The following is a 20,093-nucleotide window of genomic DNA, read 5'->3' as shown; positions in this document are numbered from 1 at the left end:
ATCAGGCCCTAGCCTATGAGCGCGTCCGGTTTGCCCTTGCTGCGCGGCCGTTCCTCGACCATCTTGCCCCACACGATCATGCGGTAGGTACTCGTGAATTCCGGCGTGCAGGTCGTGAGAGTGATGTACCGGCCGGGCTCGGTGAAGCCCGATCCGGGAGGAACCGGACCGATGACACCGATGTTGGACGGTGAGGTCTGGGGCAGGATGCTCGCCATCTCGTACGTGTAGTACGCGTCCCTGGTCTCGACGACGATCGGGTCGCCCGGCTTGAGGCGGTTGATGTAGCGGAACGGTTCGCCATGGGTGTTGCGGTGGCCGGCCACCGCGAAGTTGCCCGTACGGTCGGCGGGCATGGCGGTCTTGAGCCTGCCGTCGGCGTAGTGGCCCACCATCCCCCGGTCGAGGACCTTGTCCTTGTCGATCCCCTCGGCGACCGGGACGACGACGTCGAGCTTGGGGATGTACATGATGGCGAAACCCTGGCCGGGCTCGAAGGCGCCGGGTGTGCGCTCGTCCTTCTCGAAACTGTCCTGGATCTTGTTGGTCTCCTTGCTGACCTCGTGCCCGGCACGGACATTGGTCCACCAGAGCTGGTAGGTGACGAAGAGGAGCATCAGCACGCCGAAGCTGATGAACAGTTCCCCTATGGCCCGGCTGGCGATGACGGCGGGGCTGTCCTTGGCGGCGCGGGCTGCCCGGCGGGCCTCGATCCGTGAGAGCGGCCGGGCGGGCGCGTCGGAGGCCATGGCGGTGGCGGGGTCGGGCTGTTTACGTCCCCGGCCCCTGGCGGCCCTGCGCCGTTCGGCCCGCCCGGGGCCGGGCGGGGGCGGCGACACCGGTGTCCGTACCGAGGGGGCCGAGTCGGCGGGCGGCGTTCCGAGCGCGCGGCGGGTGTCGGACGTACGCAGTCCGATGGTGGCGTCGTCCCGGTCGGGCGCCACGGCCCTCCGGTCCGGAGCGTCGCCGTACTCCGGCCCGGGTCCTGATTCCGGACCGACGAGCGGATCGAGGCCGGTGACCGGCTCGGGGCCGGGTGCTTGCAGCCGGGCCGGGGCCTGTTCCGGGACGGGCCCGCGGTCCCCGGTGTGGCCCTGTTCCCGGATGTGGTCCCGCTCCGGGATGTGGCCCTCTTCCGGGGCGTGCCCGGGGCCTGTGCCCCTCCGGCCGCCGCCCCGGTGGTCGGCTCCGGGTACCGGCTCGGACACCGGGATCGGCTCGGGGACGGGTGGCCGTACATCCGGACGGCCGTGCAGCGGCCCGGTGAGGGGATCGGTCAGGGGATCGGACGCCGGGCCGGGCCGCCGACCGTTCACCCGGCCGCGTACCGGGGCTGCCAGGGGATCGGTGAGGGGGCCGGTCAGCGGATCGGTGAAAGGGCCGGGCGCCGGGGGGTCCTTCGGCAGACGGTGCCGGGGCTCCGGTCTCTGCTGAGGCCCGGACCGCGTGAACCAGTCGTCCTGGCGGCCCGTCTCGTCAAACGGCTCCGGTCGCGCCGACGTGGTGCCCGCGGAAGCCGCCGGGCCCGTCGGAGGCTGCCCGTACACCCCGTGCTCCGGCTGGAGGGACGGACGGGCATGCCGGGGCTGCCGGGCCCGCTCCGGCTGCGCGGGAGCTCCGGACGGTGCCGGATCCCGGGGCGGGGAGGGAACAGGGAAAGGGACCATCGCCGGAGTCAGGGATGGCGCCTGAGCCGGGGAGAGGCCGGGGCCCTCGGCCCAGGGCGGGGCCCCGGGCTGCGTGCCCGGCTGCGGTCCGGGCCGGCCGTCCGTCCACGACGCCGGCTCATGGGCCGGCGTCCCACCGGACCCCGCCGCCACACGGATGTCCGTCAGGGGGTCGGGCTCCTCCCCAGGACGCGGGGCGGTCACGCCACGGCCTTGCCCACCACCGGCGCGAGACCCGCCGAACGCTCGACGGCACCCGTGTCACCGCACTGCGCCAGCCAGTTGGCGAGCATCAGATGCCCGTGCTCGGTGAGCACCGACTCGGGGTGGAACTGCACGCCCTCGACGGGCAGCTCCCGGTGCCGCAGCCCCATGATGATGCCGTCGGCCGTCCGCGCGGTGACCTCCAGGACATCGGGCAGGTCGGCGGGCTCCGCGGCCAGCGAGTGGTAGCGGGTCGCGGTGAAGGGCGAGGGCAGCCCGGCGAAGACGCCCCGGCCCTCGTGGGTGACGGGCGAGGTCTTGCCGTGCAGCAGCTCGGGGGCCCGGTCCACGACACCGCCGTACGCCACCGCCATCGACTGCATCCCGAGGCAGACCCCGAAGACGGGTACCCCCGTGGCGGCGCAGTGGCGGACCATCTCGATACAGACACCGGCCTGTTCGGGGGCGCCGGGGCCGGGGGAGAGCAGAACGCCGTCGAAGCCGTCCTGGGCGTGGGAGAGTGCGACCTCGTCGTTCCGTACGACCTCGCACTCCGCGCCCAGCTGGTACAGATACTGGACGAGGTTGAAGACGAAGCTGTCGTAGTTGTCGACGACCAGGATGCGGGCGCGCGCACCGTTGCGCCCGAGCCCCCCGAAGACACCCTCGGCCCCGGTCGTGTGCGTGGTTCCGGTCGTGCTGCTCGCGCCGCTCATCGGGACGCCCCCTCCTGGCCCGTGCCGACGCCTGCGCCACCGGCGCTCTCACCGTCGACCGTCACATCGTTGAACGGAAGCAGCGGCTCCGCCCACGGGAAGACGTACTGGAACAGGACATAGACCATCGCGAGGACCAGCACGAGCGAGATGAACGCCCGCACCCATGCGTTGCCCGGCAGATGCCGCCAGATCCAGCCGTACATGCCGTCCCTTTCCGTTCGGTACCGCTCCAGACTAAGGGGCGGCAGGGGCCTGCGGGTCAGCTGCGCAAAGCTTCCGGTTTGCCCTGCGTCACAGGCTGGGTGGCGTCCAGATGGGCCCACGCGATCAGCCGGTGGCTGCTGCCCCACTCCGGATCACACGTCGTCAAGGTCAGATACCGGCCCGGATCTTTGAAAGGTGACTTCTTCGGAACGGGATCGATCACTCCGATATCGGTCGGGACCGTTCTGTAGGGCTTTCTGTCGATCCGGTAGGTGAACCAGGTCGTGCCGTCCGTTAGTACGACGGCGTCCCCGGGCCGCAGCCGCGGAAAGTCCTTGAAGGGGTCACCGTAGGTCCGGCGGTGTCCCGCGACCGAGAAGTTCCCCCGGCTGCCGAGCGCGGCCGTGCCCGCGTAGTGGCCGAGGCCCTTCTTGAGGGTGCCGACCCCGGTGCCTTCGAGAACGGGCCAGTCCCATGTCCGGCCGAAGCGTGGGATGTACATCACGGCGAAGGGCCTGCCGTCGCGGTAGGCGGCGGGCGGCCGCGGGGCCCCGTCCGAGCGCCCGGGGGCGGCTCCGCTTGAGGCGGCGGAGCCCGGCCGGCCGCCGGGGGCCGCCGCGCCGTCGGGAGCGCTGACGGGCGGTGCGATCGCGCCCCGCGACCACTCGTCCTGGAGGCGGTCGATCTGCCCGTCGGTGGCACCGGCCGCCTTGACCCCGGTCCAGAACAGCACGTACACCACGAACAGCACGATGACGGCACCGACCGTGATGCACAGTTCGCTGAAGCTCCTGACGACCAGCCGAACCGACACCGGACCCCCAGCGCTACTCCACGGGCTTCGCGTAATGGAGATCCACTGTGCCCGAGTACCCCGGAAGAGTCACCGCCTCGCGCTCGTCGACTTTCCAGCCGAGGCCGTACGCCTGCACGTACAGCTGGTAGTTCCGGATCGCCGGGGACGCGTCGAGGGCCTTCTGGAGCCGCCCCCGGTCGCCGACGGCGGTGATCTTGTACGGGGGTGAGTAGACCCGCCCCTGGAGGATCAGGGTGTTGCCCACGCACCGCACGGCGCTGGTGGAGATCAGACGCTGGTCCATGACCTGGATGCCCTCGGCCCCGCCCTGCCACAGGGCGTTGACGACCGCCTGGAGGTCCTGCTGATGGATGACCAGGTCATTGGCTGTCGGCTCCGGGTAGCCGGAGGCGGCCCGGGCATTCGGCGGAGCGTCGTTGAGAGTGACGGTCAGCGCGTTGCCGCTCACCTTCTCGGTGCCCGCGGCGCGCTTCAGGGCGCCGAACTGCTCGTCCTGCGCCTTGGTCGAGCCGTCGTCGCGCTGGGCGAGGGCGTCGACGTCGTCGCGGAGGGCCGCCGTGGACTCGTCGAGTTCGCCGTTCTTGTCGCTGCGCTGCTGGATCAGGTCCGAGAGCTTCAGCAGGGAGTCGTCCGTACGGAGGTTGGTGCCCTTGGCGGTGTTGAAGGAGGTGACGAAGATCAGCCCGGCGAGGGCGAAGACGGCAGCGGTCAGCACCCTGCCGGTCACCCGTCGTCCACCCATCGTCGAACCCGTACCTCTTGCCTCGTGTGCCACTCGGACCGCTTCCGGCACCGGCCGCCTTGGGCCCCTGGCCGGAAGTCGGCAGAATTGCTCAGCGTACCCTTATCTCATCAGGCGCCGCGGAAGCACTACGCTAACGGACGCCCGGGGGAGGCAGTGGTCCCCGTCGCTCCAGCCCCCGGCGCCAGCCACAGTTTCCCTGCGCGGTCACGCAGCGCATCGACAGGAGAGTCCCTCGTGCCGAAGTCACGTATCCGCAAGAAGGCCGACTTCACGCCGCCTCCGGCCACGAAGCAGGCGACGAACATCAAGCTCACCAGCCGCAGCTGGGTTGCGCCGGTGATGCTCGGGCTGTTCCTGATCGGGCTCGCATGGATCGTCCTCTTCTATGTGACCGAGGGCGAACTGCCGATCAAGTCCATCACGAACTGGAACATCGTCGCGGGCTTCGGGTTCATCGCGGCGGGCTTCGGCGTCTCCACCCAGTGGAAGTAGCGGAAGCCGCGCAGGCGGGGAGGGTCGCGGGGACAGCAGCCCGACCACCTCGACGTCAAGCTCTGCCCCAAGGTTATCCACAGCGTTGTCCACAGTGGGGAAAAGGTCAGACGATCTGTGGATAACCTTCAGAACGTTGACGCCGGTGTGACTGCGTCGACCACCTTGATGATGTGCTCCGTCCCTTGTCCCCGCTGGGTAAACCCGTAGCGGCGACAAGGGGCACACATGTTCCCCACAGCATGCACAAGATCCGCCACACACTGTGGACAACTGTTGGGACGCGTCCCGCTCAGGTGAGCGACGACAGGGTCCCGGACCAGCGGATGCGGTGCTCCCGGGCCGACTCCCGGACCTCCGCGTCCACACACAGCCGCTTCCGGATCGCTCCGGAGCCACCGCGGTCGAGCCGGAGCCCCTGCGGTGGTCCCACCCTTCCCGGGCATGCCGGATCACTCCGGCATGGCTCGGGGCCGGTTCGCGGTGGGGTCGGCTCCGGATCATCGACTCCGGTGATCGGTCCGGGACGCTCATCCGGTGAGCGCCATGGTTCTGACGATCATGATCACGACGATCACCAGCAGAACAGCGGCAAACGTGACCGCCTGGATGGCCGTACGCCGCTCACGCGGCCCGTAGACGAGCCCCAGAGTCAGCAGCACACCGGTCACCAGACCGCCGACGTGCGCCTCCCAGGAGATCGAGTCGGGCCGGGAGAAGGTGATGAGGAGATTCAGCGCGATGATCGCGATGACCGGCCGCATATCGAGGTTCGAGCGCCGCGCCAGCACGGCGAAGGCTCCGACCAGGCCGAAGATGGCACCCGAGGCACCGATCGTCCCCCGCCCCGGGAACTCCAGCAGATACACGACGGCGTCACCGCCGAGCCCTGAGATCAGATAGAGGGCGAGGAAACGGCTGCGGCCGAGCGCGGGTTCCACCATCCTGCCCAGGAACCACAGGGCGAGCATGTTGAACGCGAGGTGCGCCATCTCCTGGTGCACGAACATCGAGGTGAACAGGCGGTACCACTCGCCGTCCGCCAGCCCGACGATCTCGCCCAGCCGCGGGTCGTACGCGTATCCGACCAGCTCGGTCTCGTGCACGAACCGCCAGCCGAGCGCGAGCACCAGGACGTACACGGCGAGATTGATCCCGACGAGGATCTTGGTGACCAGGAACGAGTCGGCCGCAACCGTGCCGCCGGCGATGGTGCGCGGCTGATTGGCCGTGGGGCTGTGACCCGTACCGGAGCCGGTACGGACACATTCCGGGCACTGGAACCCGACGGACGCGCTGATCATGCACTCCGGACAGATCGGGCGCTCACAGCGGGTACAGGTGATACCGGTCTCGCGATCCGGGTGCCGGTAGCAGCTGGGCACACTGTGCGCGCCCGGCGACTCAGGTGGACTGCCTGGCGCCTGGTCCATGAAATCCCTCAATCACTATTCCCGACTCAACACACCGCCCCGTCCATCCAGACGGATGGACGGGGCGTATTTGTTCCCCGACCGCGTGGCGGGTGTCCGCACGGGGCACGGGGAAGGTGTGCGGGAGCGGGTCCGCCGGTGCGTACGCGGGCGTACAGACCCCTCAGAGCCTCGAACGCGCGCCGACGCCGGAGCGGGGCGGCGCGGCAGCACACTGAGTGCCGGGCAGGGGCGCAGGCGCCCGGTGGGCTCAGCCCTCGCGGGTTTCGACGACGACGGACTCGATCACCACGTCGTCGAGCGGGCGGTCGGTGCCCGGGTTGGTCGGCGTGGCCACGATCGCGTCCACGACCTTCTTGCCGGCGTCGGTGCTGACCTCGCCGAAGATGGTGTGCTTGCGGGTCAGCCACGCGGTCGGGGCCACGGTGATGAAGAACTGCGAGCCGTTGGTGCCCGGACCGGCGTTGGCCATGGCCAGCAGGTAGGGACGGTCGAAGGCGAGCTCGGGGTGGAACTCGTCGGCGAACTCGTAGCCGGGGCCACCGGTGCCGTTGCCCAGGGGGTCGCCGCCCTGGATCATGAAGCCGCCGATCACCCGGTGGAACACCGTGCCGTCGTACAGCCTGTCGCTGGACTTCTTGCCGGTGGCCGGGTGGGTCCACTCACGCTCTCCCTGCGCGAGCTCGACGAAGTTCTTGACCGTTTTCGGCGCGTGGTTCGGCAGGAGCCGGATCTCGATGTCGCCGTGGTTGGTCTTCAGGGTGGCGTAAAGCTGCTCGGCCACGGTCCTGCCTTCCGTAAGTCGTCTCACTGAACGTCCCCGATCCTCGCACGGAAGGGCGGCCCGGGCGGAAATCCGGTCGGAGTGAGCGCAGCGAAGGCGCGCCGCGGCCGGAATCGTGGCATCGTCGTTCGCAGGTTCCCCGTACGACCCGGATGCCCGCGCCGCTGACCCGGATGCCCGCACCACATGCCGAGACGGCGGTCGGCAGGCATGATTTCCCAGCAGACGGAAAGGCGAAATGTGCCGAGCTGGGGCGCACCCCAGGACCCCAGAAACGCCACCGAGGAGGAGGATCCCCGTGACCCGCATGGACAGCGTGCGCGCCGCGACCGATACGGCGAAGGACAGCGTGCTGCACGCCGCGGAAGTGGTGGCGCCATACGCCGGTACGGCCAGGAACCAGGCCGTGCACTACGCACACGAAGCCCGCGTACGGCTCGCGCCGAAAGTCTCGAAGGCCGCTCAGCAGGCCCGCGTCCAGTACGGCACCCGTGTGGCGCCGCATGTGCCGCCGCAGGTGGACGACGCCGCGCACCGGGCAGCGGTCCATGCCCGGAAGGCCGCGCGTCAGGCGGCGGACTACACCAAGCCGCGTATCGAGCACGCGGTCGCCGCGGCTCAGCCCGTACGGGAGGAAGCCGCTGCTCGCTCCACCGCCGCGCTGGCCGCGCTACGCGGTCAGGTGACGCCGAAGGAGATTCGGAAGCTTGTGAGGAAGCACGAGCGGCGGGCGAAGGCCGCACGGTTCGGCAAGGGTCTCGCGATCGTCGGTGTCGTGGCTGCCGGGGCCTTTGCCGTGTGGAAGTGGTGGGACAAGCAGGCGAACCCCGACTGGCTGGTGGAGCCGCCCGCGGCGACCGAGGTCTCCGGGCGTGATCCGCTGTCGTCCGTCGACGGCAGTCCGGAGGCGCTGGATCCCGAGGTACAGGCCAAGCAGGCCGAGTCGGAGGCTTCGGACCGCGACGACCGCCGCTGATCGGACACCGCCTTTGAGGCGGGCTTCGGTGGATGGCGCCGGGAGTTGCCGATGCGGCTCCCGGCGCTTCACGCTGCCGCGAGGTCTGCGGTAGAGGGGTGCGCGGCGGTGCCGGGAGCAGGTGCGAGGTCCCGTACGGGGCGCGCGGCCAGGTGGGTGACACGGCGCTGCGCATCCCCCTGCTCCCGCTCGTGCTCCGATGCGAGCGCCCGGTCCGGGGCGCCCCGGCGGGCGTCCGACGATGACACGGCGGCCGTCACCGGCACGGCGTACAGAGGGGCGAAGGCGGGGGGCGCGGCGGGCAGGCCGGTCGCACCCGTCCGCTCGTCCTCGCTCCGGCGCGGGTGACCGGAGTCGGCGGAGGGCTCGACCGAGACGGGCGCGTCCTGGGCGGGCACGAGGAAGGCCGGAGCTGCGTCCTGGGCGGAGGCGTGGACAGGAGCGTTGTGGACAGAGGCGTTGTGAGCGGGGACCCGGCCCATGGCCGTACGGCTGCCGTCGGGGGTGCGGCCGTCTTCGTGGGTGCGGCCTTCAGGGGCGCGGCTGTTCCCGGACGTCCGGTCGGTGAGCATGCGGTCCATGGCGGCCGGTGTGTCCCCTGCCGCGAAGGAGTCCGGGGTTCGCACCCCGCCCGGAACGACCGCCCGGTCCACGACCCGTGAGCGGTCCGCCCTCAGCGCCCGGTCCGCCACCGCTTCCGCGGCCCGGACGGTCAGGGGACCGTCGAGGTCGAACGCGGGCACCTTGCGGACCGAGGGCGACGCCCCGTGCGCCTCGGCACGGATGCGCTGCTTGATGGTGGGCGGCAGCGACCTGTCGCGCGCTCCCGTGTTCCAGCGGGTGCTCTGCGCGGGCACCAGCGCCGGCAGCAGGGCCCGGGCGGCTCGCTCGCGCTCCCGCTCCTGGCGCACAAGCACCGGTCGACCGGTGTGCGCCGGCTCCTGAGGCTTCACCGCGCCCTCGGGCTGCGCCGACTCGTCCGGCGTCCGCACGGCGGCCTGCTGCGCGGCGGCGGAGCCGGTCAGCCCCAGCGACGCCAGCAGCGCGACGAGCGCGCCGAGAAGCGCACTCCACAGATTTCTGACCTTGGCACAGGTCATGACCCCTCGCTTTCAGATTGGGCGATCTGCATACCTTTCTCATGATGTGTATGCATCTTGAGTTGCGAGGGACCGACGCAGCCGCTAAGCGGTTCTTCTGATGAACACCACCCGTACGGCCCACACCGCCCCGGTTGCGGCACCCGGGAACCGGTGCTGCGGCAGAGGGCGGCGCGGGATGGCACCAGAGAACACAGTCATTGCGCCCCTCCGGCGGAATGTGGCGCCACATGGGGCTTGCATGGGCACCAAGGGCAACACCGTCATGACGCTACGGGCCTCACCCGACGAGAGCCATCGGGACCGGTAGCCGTTTCACGTGAAACATCAGCCTGATAGCCCGTTTCACGTGAAACACCAGGCCCAGAACGGGGGCACCGGATCTCCGGCGCCCCCGGAGGGATCAGCGGCGCTTGGGCTCGGGACGCTGGCCCTTGGAGTCGACCACGGCACGCTCCAGAACGGCGGTGCGCCCGGTGACGGTGCCCGCCTTGACGTCGTCGAAGCCTTTGAGCTGGACAACACGCTCACCGAGATAGGCATACGTGGACCGGTCGAAGACCCACTCCGAGCGGGAGCCGTCCGACGCATCCGTGTGAGCGACGGCGATACCGTCCCGGCCGAATCCGTCCTCCGCCTTGTCCAGGACCACCACACCCGGAATCTTCGCGGCGGCCTGGTAAAGGGCAGCGGACAGCTTGGGCGGAGCAAACTCTTCACGCAGCAGGTCGCCGATCGCGGTGAACGCCTGGGCGTGTGGCCCCCTGCTCTTGCCCTGGCCCTTTGAGTCCTTGTAGATCTTCTCAAGCAGAACATCAGGGTCGGTCGGGAGTGTCTTGAGGTAGTTGTAGCCACTCAAGGGCTGCCCGGGACCGTCATCGTCGAGGGTGATGCCGTTCTTGAACCTCCCCTCCTCGATGAGCCAGCCCTTCTTGCCATCGGGGGACAGCCAGACCTCACGCAGGTGCGGCTTCTCCACACGCGACTTCGTCTTACTCGAATCGGCGTTGATCTCCTGGCTGAGGTAGGACACCCGGCTCTTGATGTAGACGTACTGGCCCGGCTTCGGCTCGGGAACCCGCTGCTTGGCGGCCGCTGTGGAGATCAGGTTCAGGGTGGTCGCCACCTTCCCCGTGCTGTCGTCGTCCAGCCGCACGACCGGTGCCTTGGCCTTGTCGGATCCGCTCCCGTCATCGGTGATCGCGCCCACCACGAGTGCGGTGGTCACGGCGAGCGCGGTGACGGGAACGCCGATGAACAGCGCGCGCCGCACCGGTCGTACCGGCTTGGGCTCGGGGGTCTGCTGGATCTCACGCATCAGATGCTCCTCAAGGAGTCGGCGACGGTCGCGTGAAAGATCCGGATCACCGGGCGCGGGCAGCAGCCCGGCCAGTTCCGCATGGTCGAGCGGTTCCTGCGTCCGCCGCCAGAGGGTGCGGGTCATCGGTTCTTCTCCTCATTCGACCGGGCCGCGTCCGTGCGGCCACCCCGTACTTGTCCGTAGCCGGGGGTGGGTTCCAAAGAACGCCGCGATTCCCTTGGTTCCTGACGTCCTTGCCGTTCCCGCGCGGGGGATTCGCGCAGCTCCTGTTCGGCAAGAGCGCGCAGGCGCGTGCGGGCTCGGGAGAGACGGGAGCGGACCGTGCCCACGGGCACGCCGAGGGCCTCGGCGGCCTCCGCGTACTCCAGCCCGGACCAGACGCAGAGCGTGAAGACCTCTCTGTCGCCCCGGCGCAGCTTCTTCAGCGCTCGCTGCGCGGCCGCCAGCTGGGCGGCATCGGTGAGCCGTCCGACAAGTTCGTCCGCGAAGTCGGGCACGGTGTCCCGGACCACCAGCCGGCCCAGCGCCGCACGGTGTCGGCGGGCGGTACGCGTGGTGTTGCGCAGGACGTTGACGGTGATTCCCATCAACCACGGCCGGGGGCTCTCCCCCTCGTCTCTGAGCTTGTGCCGCAGCCGCCACGCTTCCAGGAACGTGAGGGAGACAACGTCCTCGGCGAGCGCCCAGTCACCGGTCGTCCGTACGGCATGGCGGTACACCAAGGGCGCATGGGCGTCGAACAACTCCCTGAACGCCTCCGGGTCACCGTCGCGTATCCGGCCGTGCATCGCGTAGTCCACGTCATCAGTTGTCCGCTCGGCACCCGGAGTTCCGGTGATTCAGCTCACACGAGCGCTGTCCCGGCATCCGCCGCCACGAGCCCGGCCCTGGCAGGGCACACCGTTCACGATCCCATACAGGCCGTTCAGTGGACGATGCTGTAACTCCGCCAGGGGGGCGCGTCCGGAGCGACCACATCGGACGTCCCGGTCGCCACATAGATCGACATGGAACCGGAGCAGTCGGTGGTGGGGTACATGATGATGTCGACCAGCGTCCCGTTGGTGACCGAGACGGCGCCTGTGGATGTGAGCCGATGGCAACCCGTGACCACGGGGCTCTTCACCACCACATGCCCGGCCCCCTTGGTGTCGTAGGAGACGGGCCCCACAGCCGTACGTCCCAGACCGGAGCACCCGGCGAGTGAGGCGGTCAGGAACGCTGCCCCTGCGGCGCCTGCGAGCCGCCGGTATCGGGTCACGGCCATGGCCAGTCCTTGTCTGCGCGAAGGTCCGGGGGAGATCATCGCGCGGGAAGGTGTCCGGGTGGGAGGATCCTGCTCAAGGCCACCCTGCCGCCTCCCTCGGGGAACGGCATCCCGCGCTGGGCTGCCCGGGTACATCGCCCACGGTGCAGCCGGCCGTGCCCGTCGTGATCGGGCCACCCCGCGTGCCCGGCGCGATCCCGCATCCGGGCTGCGCGCCGCACCGGCCGGCATCCCGGGGGCCGGAATCGGGCCCGCAGTTCGACGGGCGGTCGGCACAGTGCCGGGGCATCGACGCCAGGAGGCTCTCTGAAACATGCGTTTCCGCAGTTCAGAGAGCCTCTCACGATGTGGAGCCTAGGGGAGTCGAACCCCTGACATCTGCCATGCAAAGACAGCGCTCTACCAACTGAGCTAAGGCCCCGAGTGGATGGGTGTGGTCCGGTGGACGCGCTTGGCGCCCACCGCCCGCACCAGAATACCGGGTGCGCCCGGTGATCCTGCAAAAGGATAGGACTCCCGATGAACGACCACTCTCCGTAAGATGCACGACGTGGTTCGCAGCAGCGAAGCCCGCCTTGGGGAAGCGATGGGGAGACGCACATGGACGCCGCTCAGCAGGAGACGACCGCCAGAGCCAGGGAGCTGCAGCGCAGCTGGTACGGGGAGCCGCTGGGGGCGCTCTTCCGCAGGCTCATAGATGACCTCGGGCTGAACCAGGCCCGTCTCGCGGCCGTGCTCGGGCTGTCGGCTCCGATGCTGTCGCAGCTGATGAGCGGACAGCGGGCCAAGATCGGGAACCCCGCCGTGGTTCAGCGAGTGCAGGCACTCCAGGAGTTGGCGAGCCAGGTCGCGGACGGCAGCGTCAGCGCTGTCGAGGCCACCGGGCGCATGGAGGAGATCAAGAAGTCCCAGGGGGGATCCGTACTGACCGGCACCAGCCAGACCACCAGCAGCTCGGGCGCCCCGACGGTGCGCCGGGTCGTGCGCGAGATCCAGTCACTGCTGCGTTCCGTGGCCGCGGCCGGGGACATCATCGACGCGGCGGACTCCCTCGCCTCCACCCACCCGGAGCTGGCAGAGTTCCTCCGGGTGTACGGAGCGGGGCGAACCGCGGACGCCGTCGCGCACTACGAGTCGCACCAGAGCTGAAACCGCGACAACAGGGCCGGACAGGGCCGACCGCCGGGCAGCGAGGCGGAACCACCGCCTCACGAGGGAACGGGGAGCGGACGCAGCGCCATGGGTGAGGTCTTCGCGGCTCGGTACGAGCTGATCGACCCGATCGGGCGCGGTGGTGCCGGTGCCGTCTGGCGCGCCTGGGACCACCGCCGCCGCCGCTATGTAGCGGCCAAGGTGCTCCAGCAGAGCGACGCGCACACGCTGCTGCGCTTCGTCCGCGAACAGGCCCTGCGGATCGATCACCCCCATGTCCTCGCCCCGGCCAGTTGGGCCGCGGACGACGACAAGGTGCTGTTCACCATGGATCTGGTGGGCGGCGGGTCGCTGGCGCATGTGATCGGCGACTACGGCCCGCTGCCGCCGCGCTATGTGTGCACCCTGCTCGATCAGTTGCTGTCCGGACTCGCCGCGGTGCACGCGGAAGGCGTGGTCCACCGCGACATCAAACCGGCGAACATCCTGCTGGAAGCCACCGGGACCGGACGGCCGCACCTGCGGCTGTCCGACTTCGGCATCGCCATGCGCAAGGGCGAGCCGCGGCTGACCGAGACCAACTATGTGGTGGGCACGCCCGGTTACTTCGCGCCCGAGCAGATGACGGGCTCGGAGCCGGACTTTCCGGCCGATCTCTTCGCTGTCGGCCTGGTCGGGCTCTACCTGCTCCAGGGCCAGAAGCCGGACGCGGTGGCCCTGGTCGAGCACTTCACCGGCCACGGCACCCCGGGAGCCCCTCTGGGCATCCCTGAGCCCCTGTGGCAGGTCCTCGCCGGTCTGCTCCAGCCCGACCCCGAAGACCGCTTCCGCACCGCCGCAGGGGCCCGCAAGGCCCTGCTGACGGCCGTCGAGGCGCTCCCGGAGAACGCCGCCGACGACGAACCGGTCGAGATCTTCGATCAACTGGAGCCGCTGCCATCCGGCTTCGGCCCGGCGGGCCCCGAGGGGCCTCCCGCGCCCGGCACCCAGGCCGCACGGGCGGCCGCGGCGTCCGGCACCGGACAGACGGCCGCGCAGTCCCCCGTGCACCCCGTGCTCCCTGCGCTCGTGCCGGGGACGGGGACGGGTGGCGTCCTGGTGCCCCCACCGCCGCAGCAGCCGCCCACACCGCCACCGCATCCGGTCCAGCCGGCCACTCCTCCCCCCACGTCCGCTCCTGTGCCCGCGGCACCGGAACGGACGCCACCACCGGCTGCGGCGCCCGCCCCCGATCCCGTACCCGCGCACAGCGCCCACCCCCTTTACGCCCAGGCGCCCGAGCAGCACCTCTCGCAGCCGCAGGCGGCTCCCACGGCCCCGCTGCCGTACGAACCCCCTCCTACTCGTGCATACACCGCCCGGACCCCCCAGGTTCCGCTCTCCCGCGCTGAGATCCGCCGGGCCGCCCGCAGAAAGCGGCGCAGGATCCCCACGCCGAAGGTCGTGATCCCGGTGCTGCTTCTCGCGCTGATCTGCTTCGGCGTGGGTTTCTGGGCGCTGTCCCAGTCCTGAGCCGCTTCCCATCACGACGTGAGCCGCGGGAAGCACCCCCAGCCCCCGGAGCTTTTGCTTAAGCAACCAGAATATTCACTCAAGTAAACAATCGGGCGGCGGGCAGCAGTAAGCCCCGGCCGCATTGCGCGACCAGGGCTTCAGTCCAGAATTCTGCTGCGTCTCACACACCCGAACCTGCGGGCACGGAGTCGGTCGCCTCCGTCCACAGATCCTGCTCGGCGCGATCCGCCTGGATCTGGCGGTACACGAGGAGCCCGCCGATGGCGGCCAGTGCGACCAGGAGAAGCTTCTTCACCGCGCGACCTCGTCTTTCCTTGACGTATGAGGACTTCTGGCGCCCGACTATACACACCGACCGATACCGATCGGTGACCTGCGTACCTCTTGCCCTTGCTCCAACTACTGTTCCGGACGACCCGTTCGCCCCGCATAAAGGCCTTCCGTACGGGATGAAGGGCGCCAAATCGGACCACGGCGAGTGAACTCCTGGCCTGGCCTGCCCCGGGCCCGCTCCACCGGTGACCTCGGCCCCGGCCAGGGGATCCCCACCGAGCGCCGCAGGAGACGGGCGGGGCCGACGGGCCAGAGCGCAGGGCCGCGGCGTTTCGGCCCGGCGGCGGGGCAGAGGTGATCTCACGCACCGGCCGGACGGTCCCCGGCACACCGCCGGCCGCGTTGCCCCGGGGCGGCAGGTGGCACGCCCGTCATGGGCATGATCGGCCGCACCGCGGCCCGTGTCTGTGAAAGGCGCTTGACTCTCCATCTGCTGGAGGGAGGAGAGTTGCCCTCGTGAGCGACCACACCGGGATGCTGACCATCGGAGAGCTCGCCCGGCGCACCGGGCTTTCGGTGCGCACGATCCGTTTCTGGTCCGACAGCGGCGTCGTTGCGCCGACCTGCCGTACGGCGGGCGGCTTCCGGCTCTACGACGCCGATGCCGCCGCCCGCGTCGACCTGGTCTGCACCCTGCGCGAGCTGGGACTGGACCTGCAAACGGTACGCCGGGTGCTGAACCGGCAGGCGACGGTGCCCGACGTGGCCCGGACGCACGTGCGGGCGCTGGATGCGGAGATCCGCACGCTGCGGGTGCGGCGCGCGGTGCTGGACCGGGTCGCTCGACGCGGCGGTACGGCGGAGGAGATGAGAGTGATGCATGAGCTGGCCCGGATGTCCGCCCACCAGAGGCAGCGGATCATCGACGACTTCGTCCGCGAGACCTTCGACGGTGTCGACCCCGAAGCGCCCGGCGCCCACCTCGCCCGGGCCATGCGCACCATGCCGGCGCACCAGGTCGCCGGCCCGACTCCTGAGCAGGTGGATGCCTGGGTGGAGCTGGCCGAGTTGGTCGGCGACGGGTCGTTCCGCACAAGGGTCCGCGAGATGGCCCTGGCCGGGGCCCGGGGAGAGCAGCAGCCGGAGGGGTCCGACCCGGCGAAGGTCGCGGAGTACGCCGGCCGGGCGGTGCGAGAACACATCGCCCCCGAATCGGCCGCCGGCAAGGAGATCCTTCACCGGATCATGGACCCCGGCCTACCCGCGGCAAAACGAGCCCGGCTCGCCGCATGGCTGGCCACCTTCACCGACAGCAGGGTCGAACGGTACTGGCAACTGCTCGGCGTACTCAACGGGTGGCCGCCCACCCCCTCACAGGTACCGGCGGTCGAATGGCTGATCACCGCGCTGCGAGCAGACGTCCGGTGACACGGCTCTGAACCCCCCGGTTGCGAGCCCACACCCAGTCGGCCCGCATCGCACGGCCATCACCCGAACCCGCGGGGGCGCCCCGCCCTGCCGATGCGGGCACGGCCGGTCACCCCTCCGACGGGCCCGCCTCGCCGGACCGGTTGTCACACGGGGGCGCCGTCGTTCCGGCGGGAAGCCTCACGGCAGACCCACCGGGCTTGTCGAGGGGCAAGGGCGTCAGACGGGTGGTCGAGTTCACGCCCGCCTCCCCGCCGATCACTCCCCCCCAGCGACCGTGCATCTACAGCCTGTGGACGGTGATACAGAAAGGCCGCACGACGTTTTCGGGTTGGCGTGCAAGTTACGGACTAGTACCGGACTCTCAAGATCAACCCATGCAACCCATGCAGAAGCCCTGTAGATCCAATAGACCTACAGGGCTTCTGACCTGCTGTTTGCTTCTGTGGGGCTAACAGGATTTGAACCTGTGGCCTCATCCTTATCAGGGATGCGCTCTAACCAACTGAGCTATAGCCCCGCCGCGCTGCGCGCTGACCACTGAAGATTAGCGCACGTCCGGCGTAGCTCCCAAATCCGTTAACGGAAGCCCCCGGCCGGCCGGCCCCGGCCCCCGTGACCAGGGCCGACCGGGTCCGGGCAGACGGCTACTCGTCCTCGGCCAGCGTCAGCTCCACGCCGCCCACGAACCCGGCGGAGAGGTTGTAGATGAACGCTCCCAGCGTCGCCAGCGCCGTCGCCAGCACCACGTCGATCACCGCGATCACCGAGGTGAAGATGAGCACTCGCGGCAGCGACAGAAACGCCTGGAGATCAAAGCCGTTGCTCTCGTTCGAGCCGGTGGCCTCGCTGATCGTCCCGCCGACCGTGGAGAAGACACCCATCGCGTCCATGACCATCCACAGCACCGCCGACGCGACGACGGTGCAGATGCCCAGGGCGATCGAGAGCAGGAAGCTGACCTTCATCACCGACCACGGATCGGCCTTGGCCACCCGCAGCCGCGCCTTGCGCGTACGAGGTGTCGTACGGGCCCCGGTGCGCGGAAGACGCACCCCGCCGCCCTGGGTCCCTTCGCCGCCCTGAGGCGACGGATACGCCTGCGGCGGGTGGTACGGCCCCGCCGCCTGCTGCGGCGCGGGCTGCTCGCCGCCGAACATCTCGAAGGGGGACTGGCCCCCGCGGGTCTCTGTCACGGCAACCCCCTGGGAGTCCGCGGCGGAGCCACGGGCACCGTTCCCTCCACCAGCAGCTCCGGCAGCGGCCGGACCGGCGCCCGTGGCTCCACTCACGCTTTACTCCTCGTGCTCCCCGGCCGAAGGCGCGGTGCCCTCGGCTGCCGCCTCGGCCGTACCACCGCCGGCCTCACCGGTCATCCCTACGACCTCTTCAGAGGTCTCGGCGACCTCTTCGGTTCCGTCACCGTCGACTTCGGTCCCGTCGACTTCCTCGGCCTCACGACCGGCCTCGGCATTGCGAGCGATACCCACCACGGCATCGCGCTTGCCCAGGTTGATCAGTTGGACACCCATGGTGTCACGGCCCGTCTCCCTGACCTCATTGACTCGCGTACGAATCACACCACCGCCGAGGGTGATGGCCAGAATCTCGTCGGACTCCTCGACCACCAGAGCGCCCACGAGCGAGCCGCGGTCCTCCACGATCTTGGCGGCCTTGATGCCGAGGCCGCCGCGCCCCTGGACGCGGTACTCGTCGACGCCGGTCCGCTTCGCGTATCCGCCGTCGGTAGCGGTGAAGACGAACGTACCGGGCCGGACCACATTCATCGACAGCAGTTCGTCTCCTTCGCGGAAACTCATCCCCTTGACACCCGAGGTGGCACGCCCCATCGGGCGAAGCGCCTCGTCCGTCGCGGTGAACCGGATCGACTGGGCCTTCTTGCTGATGAGCAGCAGATCGTCCTCGGCCGACACCAGTTCGGCGCCGATCAGCTCGTCGGCGATGCCGTCGCCCTCGGCGTCGGTCTCCCGGAGGTTGATCGCGATGACACCACCCGATCGGGGCGAGTCGTAATCCTTCAGCGATGTCTTCTTGACCAGGCCGCCCTTGGTGGCGAGCACCAGATACGGCGCGGCCTCGTAGTCGCGGATCGCGAGAATCTCGGCGATCTGCTCGTCCGGCTGGAAGGCGAGAAGATTGGCGACATGCTGACCACGGGCGTCCCGGCCCGCGTCCGGCAGCTCGTACGCCTTGGCGCGGTACACCCGGCCCTTGTTGGTGAAGAACAGCAGCCAGTGGTGGGTCGTGGAGACGAAGAAGTGGTCGACGATGTCGTCTTCCTTGAGCTTCGTGCCCCGCACACCCTTGCCGCCGCGCTTCTGCGAGCGGTAGTCGTCCGTCTTTGTACGCTTCACATAGCCGCCACGCGTGATGGTGACGACGATGTCCTCCTCGGCGATCAGGTCCTCCATGGACATGTCGCCGTCGAAGGGCACCAGCATGGAGCGCCGGTCGTCGCCGAACTTCTCGACGATCACGGCCAGCTCTTCGCTGACGATCTGGCGCTGCTTCTCGGGGGAGCCGAGGATCGCGTTGTACTCGTTGATCTTCGACTGGAGCTCGTCGTGCTCCGCGACGATCTTCTGGCGCTCCAGGGCGGCCAGCCGGCGCAGCTGCATCTCCAGGATGGCGTTCGCCTGGATCTCGTCGATCTCCAGGAGGTCCATCAGGCCGCCGCGCGCGATCTCGACGGTGTCGCTGCGCCGGATCAGTGCGATGACCTCGTCGATGGCGTCCAGCGCCTTGAGCAGACCGCGCAGGATGTGGGCCCGCTCCTCCGCCTTGCGGAGCCGGAACTTCGTCCGCCGGACGATGACCTCGATCTGGTGGTGCACCCAGTGGCGGATAAAGGCGTCCAGCGACAGCGTGCGCGGCACCCCATCGACCAGCGCCAGCATGTTCGCGCCGAAGTTCGTCTGGAGGTCGGTGTGCTTGTACAGATTGTTCAGTACGACCTTGGCGACGGCGTCGCGCTTGAGCACGATGACCAGCCGCTGGCCGGTCCGGGACGAGGTCTCGTCGCGGACGTCGGCGATCCCGCCGATCTTGCCGTCCTTCACCAGGTCGGCGATCTTCTGCGCGAGATTGTCCGGGTTGACCTGGTACGGAAGCTCCGTGACCACCAGGCACTGGCGGTTCTGGATCTCCTCGACCTCGACGACCGCGCGCATCGTGATGGAGCCGCGGCCGGTGCGGTACGCCTCCTCGATACCCTTGCGGCCCACCACCAGGGCACCGGTCGGGAAGTCGGGGCCCTTGATCCGCTCGATCAGCGCGTCGAGCAGTTCCTCGTGCGTGGCCTCAGGGTGCTCCAGGGCCCACTGGGCGCCGGCCGCGACCTCGCGCAGATTGTGCGGCGGAATGTTGGTCGCCATTCCGACCGCGATCCCCGCCGAGCCGTTGACCAGCAGGTTCGGGAAGCGCGCCGGGAGGACCGTCGGCTCCTGGTTGCGGCCGTCGTAGTTGTCCTGGAAGTCGACGGTCTCCTCGTCGATGTCCCGGAGCATCTCCATGGACAGCGGCGCCATCTTGCACTCGGTGTAGCGCATGGCGGCGGCCGGGTCATTGCCCGGGGAGCCGAAGTTTCCGTTGGAGTCGACCAGCGGCATCCGCATCGACCAGGGCTGGGCCAGCCGCACCAGGGCGTCGTAGATCGAGGTGTCGCCGTGCGGGTGGTAGGTGCCCATGACGTCGCCGACGACGCGGGCGCACTTGTAGAAGCCCTTCTCGGGGCGGTAGCCGCCGTCGTACATCGCGTAGAGCACGCGCCGGTGGACGGGCTTGAGGCCGTCCCGCACATCGGGCAGCGCACGCGACACGATGACGGACATCGCGTAGTCGAGGTAGGAGCGCTGCATCTCCGTTTCGAGCCCGACGGGCTCGATCCGCATCGTGGGCTCTTCTTCGGTCGTGGCGGGGTTGGGTGTCTCGTCGGCCATTGCTGGTCTTCGTTCCTTTCGTACGGTCAGCTGAGAC

The 20,093-nt window shown here is 69.6% G+C and carries 20 protein-coding genes and 2 tRNA genes; 5 read left to right on the top strand and 17 right to left on the bottom strand.

All coding sequences use genetic code 11. The features are described from left to right. Positions 1-8 precede the first annotated feature (8 nt). From ACFYT4_RS07005 to ACFYT4_RS06985, 5 genes are all read right to left on the bottom strand, one after another. Positions 9-1,340, bottom strand: coding sequence for a class E sortase (locus ACFYT4_RS07005; RefSeq protein WP_389266268.1), 1,332 nt, complete (start codon positions 1,338-1,340; stop codon positions 9-11). 527 nt (positions 1,341-1,867) lie between these two features. Then, entirely contained in the window at positions 1,868-2,587 is a 720-nt protein-coding gene (locus tag ACFYT4_RS07000; RefSeq protein WP_389266052.1) for an aminodeoxychorismate/anthranilate synthase component II, read from the bottom strand. Next, on the bottom strand, positions 2,584-2,793 hold the full coding sequence (locus tag ACFYT4_RS06995; RefSeq protein ID WP_389266050.1) for a hypothetical protein: 210 nt from the start codon (positions 2,791-2,793) through the stop codon (positions 2,584-2,586). The genes ACFYT4_RS07000 and ACFYT4_RS06995 overlap by 4 nt, the downstream gene beginning before the upstream one ends. Before the next feature lie 56 nt (positions 2,794-2,849). Beyond that, entirely contained in the window at positions 2,850-3,608 is a 759-nt protein-coding gene (locus tag ACFYT4_RS06990) for a class E sortase (protein ID WP_389266048.1), read from the bottom strand. Between the two features lie 13 nt (positions 3,609-3,621). Continuing rightward, positions 3,622-4,353, bottom strand: a complete 732-nt coding sequence (locus ACFYT4_RS06985; RefSeq protein ID WP_389266046.1) for a DUF881 domain-containing protein — start codon at positions 4,351-4,353, stop codon at positions 3,622-3,624. Between the two features lie 237 nt (positions 4,354-4,590). Here ACFYT4_RS06985 and crgA point away from each other — a divergent pair, with 237 nt between their 5' ends. Continuing rightward, positions 4,591-4,848 (top strand): cell division protein CrgA, encoded by a 258-nt coding sequence (crgA, locus tag ACFYT4_RS06980; protein WP_389266044.1) that lies wholly within the window; start codon positions 4,591-4,593, stop codon positions 4,846-4,848. 292 nt (positions 4,849-5,140) lie between these two features. Here crgA and ACFYT4_RS06975 read toward each other — a convergent pair whose 3' ends face one another. From ACFYT4_RS06975 to ACFYT4_RS06965, 3 genes are all read right to left on the bottom strand, one after another. Continuing rightward, positions 5,141-5,281 (bottom strand): hypothetical protein, encoded by a 141-nt coding sequence (locus tag ACFYT4_RS06975; RefSeq protein WP_389266042.1) that lies wholly within the window; start codon positions 5,279-5,281, stop codon positions 5,141-5,143. Positions 5,282-5,378: 97 nt separating this feature from the next. Continuing rightward, positions 5,379-6,281 (bottom strand): rhomboid family intramembrane serine protease, encoded by a 903-nt coding sequence (locus tag ACFYT4_RS06970; protein WP_389266040.1) that lies wholly within the window; start codon positions 6,279-6,281, stop codon positions 5,379-5,381. Positions 6,282-6,531: 250 nt separating this feature from the next. After that, positions 6,532-7,065, bottom strand: a complete 534-nt coding sequence (locus tag ACFYT4_RS06965) for a peptidylprolyl isomerase (RefSeq protein ID WP_389266038.1) — start codon at positions 7,063-7,065, stop codon at positions 6,532-6,534. Between the two features lie 298 nt (positions 7,066-7,363). Here ACFYT4_RS06965 and ACFYT4_RS06960 point away from each other — a divergent pair, with 298 nt between their 5' ends. Then, the gene (locus tag ACFYT4_RS06960; protein WP_389266036.1) at positions 7,364-8,041 is read left to right on the top strand and encodes a DUF5324 family protein; all 678 of its coding nucleotides are present in this window, start codon (positions 7,364-7,366) and stop codon (positions 8,039-8,041) included. A gap of 68 nt (positions 8,042-8,109) precedes the next feature. On the opposite strand, the gene ACFYT4_RS06955 is transcribed toward ACFYT4_RS06960, so the two are convergent. The 5 genes from ACFYT4_RS06955 to ACFYT4_RS06935 all read right to left on the bottom strand — a co-directional run bounded on the left by ACFYT4_RS06955 (position 8,110) and on the right by ACFYT4_RS06935 (position 12,150). Then, positions 8,110-9,141 carry a DUF6344 domain-containing protein gene (locus ACFYT4_RS06955; RefSeq protein WP_389266034.1) on the bottom strand — a complete coding sequence of 344 codons (1,032 nt, stop codon included), beginning with the start codon at positions 9,139-9,141 and terminating at the stop codon, positions 8,110-8,112. A gap of 403 nt (positions 9,142-9,544) precedes the next feature. Continuing rightward, positions 9,545-10,585, bottom strand: coding sequence for a CU044_5270 family protein (locus ACFYT4_RS06950; protein WP_389266032.1), 1,041 nt, complete (start codon positions 10,583-10,585; stop codon positions 9,545-9,547). Continuing rightward, the gene (locus ACFYT4_RS06945) at positions 10,582-11,262 is read right to left on the bottom strand and encodes an RNA polymerase sigma factor (RefSeq protein ID WP_389266030.1); all 681 of its coding nucleotides are present in this window, start codon (positions 11,260-11,262) and stop codon (positions 10,582-10,584) included. Before ACFYT4_RS06945 ends, ACFYT4_RS06950 begins: the two co-directional genes overlap by 4 nt. Before the next feature lie 125 nt (positions 11,263-11,387). After that, complete coding sequence (locus ACFYT4_RS06940) at positions 11,388-11,729, bottom strand: hypothetical protein (protein ID WP_389266027.1); 342 nt, start codon at positions 11,727-11,729, stop codon at positions 11,388-11,390. Positions 11,730-12,077: 348 nt separating this feature from the next. After that, a tRNA-Ala gene (locus tag ACFYT4_RS06935) sits at positions 12,078-12,150 on the bottom strand. Positions 12,151-12,329: 179 nt separating this feature from the next. Between ACFYT4_RS06935 and ACFYT4_RS06930 the strand changes: the two genes are divergently transcribed. Together ACFYT4_RS06930 and ACFYT4_RS06925 are read left to right on the top strand one after the other, a co-directional pair. Continuing rightward, the gene (locus tag ACFYT4_RS06930; RefSeq protein ID WP_389266024.1) at positions 12,330-12,878 is read left to right on the top strand and encodes a helix-turn-helix domain-containing protein; all 549 of its coding nucleotides are present in this window, start codon (positions 12,330-12,332) and stop codon (positions 12,876-12,878) included. 90 nt (positions 12,879-12,968) lie between these two features. Further along, positions 12,969-14,393, top strand: a complete 1,425-nt coding sequence (locus tag ACFYT4_RS06925; protein ID WP_389266023.1) for a serine/threonine-protein kinase — start codon at positions 12,969-12,971, stop codon at positions 14,391-14,393. Positions 14,394-14,556: 163 nt separating this feature from the next. Here the strand turns inward: ACFYT4_RS06925 and ACFYT4_RS06920 are convergent, their stop codons facing one another. After that, positions 14,557-14,691: a DLW-39 family protein gene (locus ACFYT4_RS06920; RefSeq protein WP_003958712.1), complete on the bottom strand. Its 135-nt coding sequence runs from the start codon at positions 14,689-14,691 to the stop codon at positions 14,557-14,559. 494 nt (positions 14,692-15,185) lie between these two features. Between ACFYT4_RS06920 and ACFYT4_RS06915 the strand changes: the two genes are divergently transcribed. Continuing rightward, entirely contained in the window at positions 15,186-16,097 is a 912-nt protein-coding gene (locus ACFYT4_RS06915) for a MerR family transcriptional regulator (protein WP_389266021.1), read from the top strand. A 446-nt stretch (positions 16,098-16,543) separates the two neighbouring features. Here ACFYT4_RS06915 and ACFYT4_RS06910 read toward each other — a convergent pair. The 3 genes from ACFYT4_RS06910 to gyrA all read right to left on the bottom strand — a co-directional run bounded on the left by ACFYT4_RS06910 (position 16,544) and on the right by gyrA (position 20,056). Next, positions 16,544-16,617: transfer RNA gene (locus tag ACFYT4_RS06910), tRNA-Ile, on the bottom strand. 127 nt (positions 16,618-16,744) lie between these two features. Further along, positions 16,745-17,389, bottom strand: a complete 645-nt coding sequence (locus tag ACFYT4_RS06905; protein WP_389266019.1) for a DUF3566 domain-containing protein — start codon at positions 17,387-17,389, stop codon at positions 16,745-16,747. 3 nt (positions 17,390-17,392) lie between these two features. Continuing rightward, the gene (gene gyrA / locus ACFYT4_RS06900; protein ID WP_389266017.1) at positions 17,393-20,056 is read right to left on the bottom strand and encodes a DNA gyrase subunit A; all 2,664 of its coding nucleotides are present in this window, start codon (positions 20,054-20,056) and stop codon (positions 17,393-17,395) included. Positions 20,057-20,093: the final 37 nt, after the last annotated feature.

The sequence above is a fragment of the Streptomyces sp. NPDC004609 genome (assembly GCF_042873655.1).
Lineage (GTDB): Bacteria > Actinomycetota > Actinomycetes > Streptomycetales > Streptomycetaceae > Streptomyces.
Note: the sequence above shows the minus strand (reverse complement) of the source record. Positions and strands in the feature narration are given on the sequence as shown.

Excerpts from the sequence above, each read along its gene's own strand:
- ACFYT4_RS07000 (WP_389266052.1), bottom strand. The coding sequence starts at position 2,587 with ATGAGCGGCGCGAGCAGCACGACCGGAACCACGCACACGACCGGGGCC.
- ACFYT4_RS06995 (WP_389266050.1), bottom strand. The coding sequence starts at position 2,793 with ATGTACGGCTGGATCTGGCGGCATCTGCCGGGCAACGCATGGGTGCGG.
- ACFYT4_RS06985 (WP_389266046.1), bottom strand. The coding sequence starts at position 4,353 with ATGGGTGGACGACGGGTGACCGGCAGGGTGCTGACCGCTGCCGTCTTC.
- ACFYT4_RS06970 (WP_389266040.1), bottom strand. The coding sequence starts at position 6,281 with ATGGACCAGGCGCCAGGCAGTCCACCTGAGTCGCCGGGCGCGCACAGT.
- ACFYT4_RS06955 (WP_389266034.1), bottom strand. The coding sequence starts at position 9,141 with ATGACCTGTGCCAAGGTCAGAAATCTGTGGAGTGCGCTTCTCGGCGCG.
- ACFYT4_RS06950 (WP_389266032.1), bottom strand. The coding sequence starts at position 10,585 with ATGACCCGCACCCTCTGGCGGCGGACGCAGGAACCGCTCGACCATGCG.
- ACFYT4_RS06940 (WP_389266027.1), bottom strand. The coding sequence starts at position 11,729 with ATGGCCGTGACCCGATACCGGCGGCTCGCAGGCGCCGCAGGGGCAGCG.
- ACFYT4_RS06930 (WP_389266024.1), top strand. The coding sequence starts at position 12,330 with ATGGACGCCGCTCAGCAGGAGACGACCGCCAGAGCCAGGGAGCTGCAG.
- ACFYT4_RS06925 (WP_389266023.1), top strand. The coding sequence starts at position 12,969 with ATGGGTGAGGTCTTCGCGGCTCGGTACGAGCTGATCGACCCGATCGGG.
- gyrA (WP_389266017.1), bottom strand. The coding sequence starts at position 20,056 with ATGGCCGACGAGACACCCAACCCCGCCACGACCGAAGAAGAGCCCACG.